The 11,475-nt window shown below is 63.1% G+C and carries 7 protein-coding genes; 1 reads left to right on the forward strand and 6 read right to left on the reverse strand.

Annotation, left to right across the window (positions count from 1 at the left end):
• Positions 1-22: 22 nt before the first annotated feature.
• The 6 genes from truA to leuC form a co-directional block, all read right to left on the reverse strand.
• The gene (truA, locus tag QD172_RS03830) at positions 23-1,096 is read right to left on the reverse strand and encodes a tRNA pseudouridine(38-40) synthase TruA (RefSeq protein ID WP_279855051.1); all 1,074 of its coding nucleotides are present in this window, start codon (positions 1,094-1,096) and stop codon (positions 23-25) included.
• Entirely contained in the window at positions 1,096-3,861 is a 2,766-nt protein-coding gene (locus tag QD172_RS03835) for a FimV/HubP family polar landmark protein (protein WP_279855052.1), read from the reverse strand. The genes truA and QD172_RS03835 overlap by 1 nt, the downstream gene beginning before the upstream one ends.
• A 591-nt stretch (positions 3,862-4,452) precedes the next feature.
• Positions 4,453-5,574, reverse strand: a complete 1,122-nt coding sequence (asd, locus tag QD172_RS03840; RefSeq protein ID WP_141392275.1) for an aspartate-semialdehyde dehydrogenase — start codon at positions 5,572-5,574, stop codon at positions 4,453-4,455.
• A 220-nt stretch (positions 5,575-5,794) separates the two neighbouring features.
• Positions 5,795-6,877: a 3-isopropylmalate dehydrogenase gene (gene leuB, locus QD172_RS03845; protein ID WP_279855053.1), complete on the reverse strand. Its 1,083-nt coding sequence runs from the start codon at positions 6,875-6,877 to the stop codon at positions 5,795-5,797.
• 142 nt (positions 6,878-7,019) lie between these two features.
• Complete coding sequence (leuD, locus tag QD172_RS03850; RefSeq protein ID WP_191236725.1) at positions 7,020-7,673, reverse strand: 3-isopropylmalate dehydratase small subunit; 654 nt, start codon at positions 7,671-7,673, stop codon at positions 7,020-7,022.
• Positions 7,674-7,684: 11 nt separating this feature from the next.
• A complete protein-coding gene (gene leuC / locus QD172_RS03855; RefSeq protein WP_141392273.1) occupies positions 7,685-9,136 on the reverse strand; it encodes a 3-isopropylmalate dehydratase large subunit in 1,452 nt (483 codons plus the stop codon).
• A 320-nt stretch (positions 9,137-9,456) separates the two neighbouring features.
• On the opposite strand from leuC, the gene QD172_RS03860 reads away from it, so the two are divergent.
• Positions 9,457-10,347, forward strand: coding sequence for a LysR family transcriptional regulator (locus QD172_RS03860; protein WP_077372378.1), 891 nt, complete (start codon positions 9,457-9,459; stop codon positions 10,345-10,347).
• Positions 10,348-11,475: the final 1,128 nt, after the last annotated feature.

Consider the following 11,475-nt stretch of genomic DNA (forward strand, 5'->3'; position numbering starts at 1 on the left):
CTCGGTCATGGGATCACTCCGTTCAACGTGAGGATTCATTCTGTGCGACAGGCGATCCTGCGACAGGCGATCCTGCGGCAGGAATCGCTTGTTCATGTTCCCGACTGAGACGCTCGGCCTCACGGGCAACGCTTGCCAGCCGAATGGCTTCCTTTTCACTGAGCTTGCCTGCCGCCCGAGCCTCTTCGGCACCCTCGGCTTCGGCACGGGCCAGGCGTGAGCGTACCATCGGGCAATCCGGCAAGGGGCGCTCTCCCGTCCACTCCCCGAGATGGGCCACCAGACCAGGCCCGAGCGGCTCCCTGGGCAGCTCATAGCGGGGCGGATAGATGACGTCGACGAAGTGAAGTCCCGTGGCTGCTGCCGTGGCACTCGAACGCGTGCGATCTCCCCCGCGCATCAGCTCGACGATCCACTCGACAGGCTTCTCGCCACGCCCGATGGCCATCAAGGTACCGGCGATATTGCGCACCATGTGGTGCAGGAAGGCATTCGCCTGGATGTCGATCATGACCAGCTGGCCGTGACGACTCACCTCGATGAAATGCACGTGGCGTCGTGGCGAGCGCGACTGACAACCTGCCGCACGGAAGGCCGAGAAGTCCAGCTCCCCTACCAGATGGGCGGCCGCCGCCTGCATGTCGGCGACATTCAGGGGTTCACGACACCAGGTGGCGTTGTGACGCTCCATCACCGGCCGAAAAGGCTGATTGATGATCATGTAGCGATAACGACGCGCGATGGCGCTGAATCGGGCATGGAAGTCATCGGGAACGGGGACCGCCCAATGGATGCCGATATCCGGGGGAAGATTGACGTTGCCGCCCATGCGCCATGCCTTGCGGCTGCGGCCCACGGGGGTATCGAAGTGCACGACCTGACGCACGGCGTGCACACCTGAATCGGTGCGCCCGCTGCAGTGGACGGTGATGGGAGTGGAAGCCACCTTGGAAAGCGCCTTTTCAAGCGTTTCCTGCACGGAAGGTGCGTGGCTGAGGCGCTGCCAACCGCAATAGCGGCTGCCATCATACTCGACGCCCAGAGCGATGCGCCCCGGGCGTCTTTCATTATCATCAAGCGGTGTAAAAAAGGGCATCAGGTCAGACCAAAGCGCTCCATCAACGCCAGCGCCTCTTCACGGATCATCCCGTCACTGGCGGAGGCGAGCGGCTCAAGCAGCGCTGCCGCTTGATCATCCTCACCATCCACCAGCAACTGGCGGGCTTCCTCAAGCTGCTGGAAGGCCACGCTGTCCTGGGCGCCAGCCCCTGCCCCTGCCATGCCGACAGAGGGATAGGCATTATCCTGATCCCCGGACTCGAACGCCACTTCCTCCACCTCGAATTGCGAGATATCACGACGAGGGACATCCACCTCTTCCAGCGTCATGCTATCCAGCGACGGCAACTCGTCGGCTACTGAAAAGGCGCTTGCAGGCGCCACCTCGTCGCCTGAAGGTGCACTGGATTTCGCAGATTCACCTTCCTCATCGATGGAGGCGGAGGTAAATTCGACCGCCTCACCCTTGAGTGCCTCGTCCGCCTTCTCGGCACTTGCCACTGCCGCAGGCTCCACACCGTCGTCAAGCGTCAGTTCCGGCGCCTGGTAATCGATCACGTTGTCACTGAAGAAACTGGTATCGGGTGCCGCCTTTCCGTGCTCGGGACTCTTGCCCTTGAGGCCGGGCTCGAATGCGACTCCCACGTCTGCCGGAGTGTCATTCGTGACGGCGGCATCAGCGTGCAAGTCATCCTCGAACGAGCCACTGTCCTGCCCTACGCCTGAAGAGTCAGACACGTCACCCTCCGGCTCGCGCTCATCATCCTGCAGGTTCGCGCCACCTGCCGCCAGCCTTTCAGAGGCTGCGCTGGCCGAGGATGGCACACGCAGGGACTGGGCATATTGACTGACGACACCGGAGAGATGCGTCACGTTGCTTGCGGCCACCGCGCCACCCATGGCAGCACGCATGGGGCTACCCATTCCGGCGTAACGGTTGAGCAGCGCCTGAGCCTCTTCACGCTCTTCTGCATTGCCCGCCGCCAATACCTTCTCGCTTTCGTGATTCAGCGCCTCGAGATTGCCAAGTTCTCCATGCACTCCCATCAGCTTGAGACGCAGGTCCTGACGACTCTCATCGTCTGCAAGACCGGTTTCCAGCAGGGCTTGCGCCTGATCGAAGCGTCCATAGGCGATGAAGATATCCGCCTCGCTGATGGCAGCGGCCTCAGGCTGGGCCAGAGGCTCAAGAGTGTGAGAGCCACGACTTGCCACTGCGGACGTCTCTTCCGGGACCTGTCTGTCAGCGGTACCCGCTGCAGCACCAAAGGCACCCCGTGACGGGTCCTGCAGGTCCTGGTCGTTATGACGCACGGCATCCGCGAAGCTCATGCTGGAGTCATCCTTCGGCCCCGAGCGACGACGCAGCAACAGCAACAGCAGCAACAGCAATGCTCCCGCCGCGCCGCCCACCATCATCAGATTGTCCTGTACCCACTTCCACGTCGCCTGCGGCCAGGGCTGGCTGGGCAACACGAGATTGCCTTCACCATCACGCGGCTGGCCCAGATCCACCCCGGCAGCGACCAGACTCTCGGGTAGCGTCAAGGGAGTGATGCCGCTGTTGACCAGCAGACGGTTCTGCTTGGCCAGCAATACCTTGGCCGTTTCCAGCTGCTCGGTACGCTCGGCCAGGGAAGCACGCAGCTCACCGACCTCACTGCGCAATGAAGCGACTTCACTGCGCAGGTCGTCACGCTCCTGCTCCAGTTGATCCAGACGCTGCTGGTTGGTCAGCAACTGGTCTTCCAGCGATTCGAGGCGATCCGACAGCTCATCGATGGCCTGCTGGCTACCCGCGGAAATCTGCGTACTGGCGGCCGCCTTGCTCGCCGGCGTGGCCTCTTCATCGATCAGCGTCAGGCGCGGCTTGCCGTCAGCACCCGCACTGGCGGGGCCGCTGGGAGCGGGCGCTGCAGCGGGCGTCTCACTGGCCGAGGCGGTATCCTTCGGAGACGCGGGCGTCGTCTTCTTGCTGGCCGGAGCAGGAATGGTCTTGCCTTGCGCCCCCGCGACCCACTGCTGATATTGCTCACGCACTTCGCGATCGGCCGCCGTGCGCGAGCGGCCCAGCATGGTGGCGCGATCGGGAACGCTCAGGACCACCCCCGCCCTCAGCTTGTTGATGTTGCCGCCCGGGAAGGCACTGGGATTGGCTTCCTGAATCGCCAGCATGGCCTGACGGATGCTGACCCCGGCATCCGGCCGCACGCGTCGTGCGATGGTCCACAGGGAATCGCCACTGCGTACCTTGATGCTTGACGGCGTTTCGCCCGCCGCGGGCGCAGCGCTTGCCGAGGACGACTGACCACTGTCACGGAAGACCACGGAACGCGAGGGTGTCGACCCCGTGTCGGCCAACGGACGTGAGCGCGCACCAGAAGGCGTCACCAGTGCCGGCTGACTGGAATAGCCCGCCGGATCGAACAGCAGCGTGACCTGACGCTGCAGCTTGCCATTGGGCCACTCGACGTCCAGCAGAAGATCCACATAGGGCTCACGTACCGCCCCGTTGGTGGTCAGCTGAAGATAATAGCGGCTGCCCTGCTGCTTGATGGCCACCTTGACGTCATCACTGACATAGCTGCGGTCCACACCGGCACGCGCAAAGGCGGCGGCATCGGAGACGTTCGCCTTGATCAGGCTGCTATCAAGCCCGGAGGTATCTGTCAGGCCGATGCGGGCATCCAGCGGTTGATTCAGATTCGAGCGCAATCGCGGCGATTCCATGCCGACCGCCAAGGCCTGAGCACTATAGATGGCGAAGGAGATCGCCAGTGCGAGAGGAAGCTTGCGTCCCATTGAGTGTCCCTTCGTATGCGACCGATTCAGTGTCCGGCCGGCGCATTATGTTACGTATTCTTACATATAAGATACCAGAGAGTCCGCCTCATGATTCAGGCAAGGCGCGACTCAGCCAGAAAAATTTCAACGCTAGCGGGCGTCGTCCCCTCTGATAGCCCACCTGCTCCCCGGATGACAGGAGTGACCAGCTCCACCTCATCCGGCTGACACGATACTCAAATATGCATACGAGATGCCATCATGCATCAACATCGCCAGCCAAATTCGCAAAAAATGCGCAAGCCGGAATGAAGCCGGTCAGTCATTGGAATGACATGCCGGTCATCTGATGCCCATGGCACTGCCGATCATCGGCACGACCGACCATCGCAATCACCCTTCATTGGGCATTCGGGGAATGACCGGGAACCCGGACATGGTCCGCCAAGACATTCGTCAGGGACGTTCGAGTGCATGGATATTCGATTGCAGGATTTTCGATTGCAGAATTTTCGAGCGCAAAAAAGTCGCCCCCGGCTCCGAAGAGTCGGGGGCGACGTCTTGCATCACGCCATGGCACTCAACCGCGAGGGCCAGCCATCGTGATGATCAGGCAGCGCGATGTTCCCGCAGAATGGTCAGCATGCGCTTGAGCGGCTCCGCGGCCCCCCACAGCAGCTGGTCACCCACGCTGAAGGCAGACAGGTATTCACCACCCATCGCCAGCTTGCGCAGACGGCCGACCGGAACGGTCAGGGTGCCGGTAGCAGCAGCCGGTGTCAGGTGCTTGAGGCTGTCTTCCTTGGTGTTGGCGACGACCTTGACCCAGTCGTTGTGCTTGGCCAGGCGGTCTTCGATCTCGTCCAGCGGCACGTCCTGCTTGAGCTTGACGGTGAAGGCCTGGGAGTGGGAGCGCATCGCACCGATCCGCACGCACAGCCCATCGATCATGATCGGGTTGCCCTGGCTGTCGAGAATCTTGTTGGCCTCGACACCGGCCTTCCACTCCTCGCGGGTCTGACCGGATTCCATCGGGGAATCGATCCACGGCAGCAGCGAGCCGGCCAGCGGCGCACCGAACTGCTGGGTCGCAAAATCATCGCCGCGCATGGTGGCGGTCACCTTGCGGTCGATATCCAGAATCGCGCTGGCCGGGTCTGCAAGCTCCGAGGCCACGCTGCCATTGAGCTGGCCCATCTGGGTCAGCAGCTCACGCATGTGGCGCGCACCGCTGCCGGAAGCCGCCTGGTAGCTCATGGAGGTCATCCACTCGACCATGCCGGCCTCGAACAGGCCACCCAGGCCCATCAGCATCAGGCTGACGGTGCAGTTGCCGCCTACGAAGGTGTTGGCGCCGGCGCCGATCTTCTCATCAATCACGTGACGGTTGACCGGGTCCAGCACCAGCACGGCATCCTTTTCCATGCGCAGGGTGGAGGCCGCATCGATCCAGTCGCCCTTCCAGCCGGCTTCACGCAGCGGGCCGAACACCTGCTTGGTGTAGTCGCCGCCCTGACAGGTGACGATGACGTCCAGCGCCTTCAGCTCGTTGATGTCGTTGGCATCCTTGAGCGCCGGCACCGGCGTGCCCACATCCGGGCCGGCCTGACCGACCTGGGAAGTGGAGAAGAATATCGGCTCGATACCGGCGAAATCGTTGTCATCACGCATGCGCTGCATCAGCACGGAACCGACCATGCCACGCCAACCGACAAATCCGACTTTCAACATGCTTGTTCTCCTTGTTCATGCACGGCCGGGAACACGGAAGACACCGAAGCTCCCGGCACAGGAATGACCCGCAGCGAGCACAGGCAACTCACACGAGGCGAGCCTTGCCCAACGCTCCAGCCGCAGGTCCTGACACGAAAGCCCAGCGACGCACGCCAGGCTTCCTCATGATCATCTCGCGTGAACGCCACTCACGAGCGGCGTTCACGCGGGTCTTGCCTTACGCCTGGGCCTTGAAGGCGGCCAGCACGGCATCGCCCATCTCGGAGGTAGAGACCTTGCGAGTGCCGGCGTAGGCGATATCGGCGGTACGCAGCCCTTCATCCAGCACCACACCGACGGCCTTCTCGATACGCTCGGCCCACGCCGCTTCATTCAGCGAGTAGCGCAGCATCATCGCCACCGACAGGATGGTGGCCAGCGGGTTGGCGATGCCCTGACCCGCGATGTCCGGCGCGCTGCCGTGGCACGGCTCATACATACCCTGGCCGCTGGCATTCAGCGAGGCGGACGGCAGCATGCCGATGGAACCGGTCAACATCGCGGCTTCATCCGAGAGGATGTCGCCAAACATGTTGCCGGTGACCACCACGTCGAACTGCTTCGGTGCGCGCACCAGCTGCATGGCGGCGTTGTCGACGTACATGTGCGACAGCTCGACATCCGGGTAGTCGGCGGAGATGCGCTCCATCACGTCACGCCACAGCATGGTGACTTCCAGCACGTTGGCCTTGTCGACGCTGCACAGCTTCTTGTTGCGCTTCTGGGCCATCTCGAAGGCGGTACGGCCGATACGCTCGATCTCGGATTCTGAGTAGACGTAGGTGTTGTAGCCGACCTGCTGTCCGTCGCGCGCCTCGATGCCACGCGGCTGGCCGAAGTAGATGCCACCGGTCAGCTCACGCACGATCATGATGTCCAGACCGGACACCACTTCCGGCTTGAGGCTGGAGGCCTCGGCCAGCTGCGGGTAGAGAATTGCCGGACGCAGGTTGGCGAAGAGTTCAAGCTCCTTGCGCAGCCCCAGCAGGCCGCGTTCCGGACGCAGCGAGATGTCCTCGAGCTTGTCCCACTGCGGGCCACCGACCGCGCCGAGCAGGATGGCGTCTGCCGCCTTGGCGGCGTCCAGCGTGTCCTTCGGCAGCGGATGGCCCGCCGCGTCATACCCTGCACCACCGACCTTGCCTTCGCTCAGCGTGATGTCCAGCCCTTCGCTGCGTGCGGCTTCAAGGATCTTCACGGCTTCGGCCGTGATTTCCGGGCCAATGCCATCACCGGGCAGAATCAGGATATTGCGGCTCATCTGGAACTCCTTGGGCCGGAGAGCATCCGGCAAGACCGACGGTTCACCGCCGGTGCTGAGACTGGGCTCGCTGCCACTCTGGACGGCGAGCCATGACGAATGTGTTGCGACTTCGGCGCTGACTGGCGTGACGCTGGACAGATCAGGCCGTCTTGCCATCGCGGAACAGCCACGGACGCTCGGCGCGATGACGCGTCTCGAAGCTGTCGATGGCGTCCTGATCTTTGAGGGTCAGACCGATGTCATCCAGGCCTTCCATGAGGCAATGCTTGCGGAAGCTGTCCACCTCGAAGGGGATCGACTCACCGGACGGCGTGATGACGGCCTGCGCCTCGAGATCGATATCCAGACGATACCCTTCCACCGCTTCGGCTTCCTTGAACAGGCGATCCACCGTGTCCTCGTCGAGGGTGATCAACAACAGGCCATTTTTGAACGAGTTGTTGTAGAAGATATCGGCGAAGCTCGGCGCGATGACGACACGGAAGCCGAAGTCGGTCAGTGCCCAGGGCGCGTGCTCCCGCGAGGAGCCGCAACCGAAGTTGCGACGTGCCAGCAGCACGCTTGCGCCTGAGTAACGCGGCTGATTGAGCACGAAATCCGGATTCAGCGGACGCTTGCTGATGTCCTGTCCGATATAGCCCTCATCGAGATAACGCAGCTCATCGAAGAGGTTCGGGCCGAAGCCGGTACGCTTGATCGACTTCAGAAACTGCTTCGGGATGATCAGATCGGTATCGACGTTGGCGCGATCGAGCGGTGCCACGAGGCCCTGCTGGCGAATGAACTTTTCCATGTCGGGCCTCCTCAGGCTGCGTGGGTATCGGAAGTAGGAATGGGGGCAAAGTCACGAACATCAACGAAGTGACCCGCAATCGCGGCAGCGGCGGCCATGGCCGGGCTGACGAGGTGCGTACGCCCACCGAAGCCCTGACGGCCTTCGAAGTTGCGGTTGGAGGTGGAAGCACAATGCTCGCCGGCGCCCAACTTGTCGGCGTTCATCGCCAGACACATGGAGCAGCCCGGCTCGCGCCATTCAAAGCCCGCGGCGAGGAAGATCTCGTGCAGTCCTTCGGCTTCCGCCTGTGCCTTCACCAGGCCAGAGCCCGGCACGACCATCGCCTGCTTGAGGCTCTTGGCGACCGTACGGCCTTCGGCCACGCGCGCCGCTTCACGCAAGTCCTCGATACGCGAGTTGGTGCAGGAGCCGATGAACACGCGGTCCAGCTTGATGTCGGTGATCTTCTGCTGAGCGCTGAGGCCCATGTACTCGAGCGCACGGGTGATGCCACGCGCTTCGGTGTCATCGTTGGCGGCTGCCGGGTCCGGCACCACGCCATTGACGCTGGTGACCTGCTCCGGGCTGGTGCCCCAGGTGACCTGCGGGGCGATGTCTTCCGCCTTGAGCACGACGACCTTGTCGAATTCGGCGTCTGCATCGGAGACCAGATTGCGCCAGTCGGCCACGGCCGCTTCCCACTGCTGGGCGTTCGGCGCATAGGGACGGTCGCGCAGGTAATCGATGGTGATGTCATCGACCCCGACCAGACCGACCCGTGCACCGGCTTCGATGGCCATGTTGCAGATGGTCATGCGGCCTTCCATGGAGATGTCCTGGATGGCGGAGCCGCCGAATTCGATGGCATAGCCGGTACCGCCGGCGGTACCGATCTCACCGATGATGGCGAGCACGACATCCTTGGCGGTGACGCCAGTGCCGAGACGACCATCGACGCGCACCAGCATGTTCTTCATCTTGCGCTGGATCAGACACTGGGTGGCGAGCACGTGCTCGACCTCGGAGGTGCCGATACCGTGAGCGAGTGCCGCGAAGGCACCGTGGGTCGCGGTGTGGGAATCGCCACACACCACGGTCATGCCCGGCAGGGTTGCGCCCTGCTCCGGCCCGACCACGTGCACGATGCCCTGACGCGCATCATTGATGGTGAACTGCTCGATGTTGAAGCTGTTGCAGTTGTCGTCGAGGGTCTGCACCTGGATGCGAGAGGTTTCATCCTCGATCCCCGCGATACCGGCAGCGCGCTCCTTGAGAGAGGTCGGCACGTTGTGGTCCGGCGTTGCCAGGTTGGCATCCAGACGCCACGGCTTGCGACCGGCCAGACGCAGCCCTTCGAAGGCCTGCGGCGACGTCACTTCGTGCAGCAGGTGACGGTCGATGTAGATGAGTGCAGTACCGTCTTCACGTTGCTTGACCAGATGCTGGTCCCACAACTTGTCATAAAGGGTCTGACTGGCCATGTCGTGTCTCCTCGTGGCGCCCTACGGTAAGAGCGCTTGCTGCCTCGGGGCTCGTGGCGGCCCCTTGATGAGGTGTGTCGTCCAGTGTTGATGGCGGGGCGGTCGTGCGAGCCATGTCGCAGGTGGCTTGCCACCAGAGGCTCGAGCATCGCCGCCGCGTCCTGTGTCATCAAGAGTACTCGGCGGCGATGAATAAAAGCAATTCATGTTTTTCATGCTTTGGATTCCCAAAAGGAATACCATTGTCTCAGCCGACATTCCCCCTGATCGCACGGAAGATCATTCTTCTGAACGCCCTCATGACAGGATAGCTGCCTCACATGGACACTCCCTCTCTTCAGGCCTTCGTTGCCGTCGCGGAAACCGCTTCCTTCTCGCTGGCGGCCGAGCAGCTGCACCTGACACAACCCGCTGTCTCCAAACGCATCGCGCAGCTGGAACAGCTCCACGGCGCGCGGCTGTTTGATCGCATCGGGCGGCGCGTCACCCTGACGGAGGCCGGCAACATCCTGCTGCCGCGGGCCCGTGCCATTCTGGTGATGCACGATGACACGCGGCGCGCGCTGCGCAATCTGTCCGGCGAGGTAAAAGGCAGCCTGACGATGGCGACCAGCCACCATGTGGGCCTGCACCGTCTGCCGCCACTGCTCAAGGCCTTTACCATGTCCCATCCCGAGGTACGCATGGACATGCGCTTCCTGGATTCGGAACAGGCCTATCAGGGCGTACTGGATGGGGAGCTGGAACTGGCCGTCGTCACTCTGGCACCGCATCGCGATCCCAATCTGACGGTGGTGCCGGTGTGGCTGGACGAGATGCGCTTCGTGTGCGGACGAGACCACCCGCTGGCGGGACACAAGGCGTTGCCGCTGGCCGCCCTTTCACAGCACGACGCCGTGCTGCCGGGCCACCTGACCTTCACGCGCGGCATCGTCATCGACACCTTCGCGCGTGACGGCCTCTCGGTGGAAGTCTCGATGTCCACCAACTACCTCGAGACCCTCAAGATGATGGTCGCCATCGGCCTGGGCTGGAGCGTGCTGCCGGAAAGCATGATCGACGACGAGATCGAGATCCTGCCCATCGACCACCGCCCCATCGAGCGCCAGCTCGGCTACCTCTATCACAACAACCGCACCCTCTCGAATGCCGCCAGCGCCATGATCGAGCTGCTGGAAGGGGCAAGGGATGCGGCCTCGAGACACCGCTGACGAATTTCGAAAGCACAACGCCAGCCCTGAGGGCTGGCGTTGCTGTAGAACGTCCAGCTGGTGGTGCCGCTGATCAGCGCTTGCCAGTGTCCTTGTCATTGCCCGCTGAGCCATCCGTCTTGCTGGCCGCAGGCTTGGCATCGTCCTTCTTGGCCTCTTCCGCTGCCTTGGCGGCGGCGGTCTTGCTGGCGTTGGAGGGACGGCCACGGCGCGGCTTGGGCGCGGCGCTGCCGGTATCACTCTTGGCATCTGCACCCGCCGCACTGCCAGTGTCACTCTTGGCGGCAGATCCAGCAGCCTTGGCTGTGCTTCCAGCACCTGTGCTGCTGGCGGTCTTGGCAGTGCTTCCAGTGCTCGCACTCCCCGTCGAACTGGCGGCCGACTTGCTGGCCGCAGGGCGCTTGGTGGTGCTGGCTGTCGTCTTGCTGGAGGCCGCCGGCTTGCTTGCCGCGGTGCTCTTGGGAGCACTGGCCGCCGCCTTGCTCTGTGTCGCAGGCTGCTTGGCAGCGGGCGATGTCGCCGTGCTGCTGGAGCCCGAGGCAGTGGAAGCAGCGCCGCCGGTTGAGGTACCGGACGCAGACGGCTTGCTGTCAGAGGCTGACTTGCTCGCAGTCGTCTTGGCCGCAGTTGTCTTGCTCGCGGTCGTCTTGTTGGCAGTCGTCTTGCTGGCAGCTGTCTTGCGCGGCATGGAGGTCTTTCTCGCCGTGGTGGTCTTCGCCGCTGAGCTACCTGTACTGCTGGCAGCCGTGCTGGCAGTGCTCGGTTTTGCCGTGCTGTCGCTGGCCGTGCTGCTGGTGGTCGTTGCGCTCTTGGAAGCAGTGCTCTTGGCAGCAGTGCTCTTGGGTGCAGCACGTTTGCGCGGGGCGGGCTTGCTTGCCGGCGCTGCTGACTCAGTAGCCGCTGATGCCGCCTTGGAAGCGGCAGGCCCGGTGCTGGCGCCTTGCGCCCTGGAGGCACCGGACGAGCTGCTGCCCTTCGCGTCGCTGGCATCATTGCTCGCCTTGCCCGCCGCGCTCCCTGTCATTGCCGACACCATCTCTTCCAGTGGCAGCGTGACCTGCTTGAGCGCGTCATTCATGCGCTTCTCGACCGTCTCCTGCACATCACGCACGGTCTTGAGCTGCGCCT

Origin of the sequence: Cobetia sp. 10Alg 146 (assembly GCF_029846385.1) — a bacterium.
Taxonomy (GTDB): Bacteria; Pseudomonadota; Gammaproteobacteria; order Pseudomonadales; family Halomonadaceae; genus Cobetia; species Cobetia marina.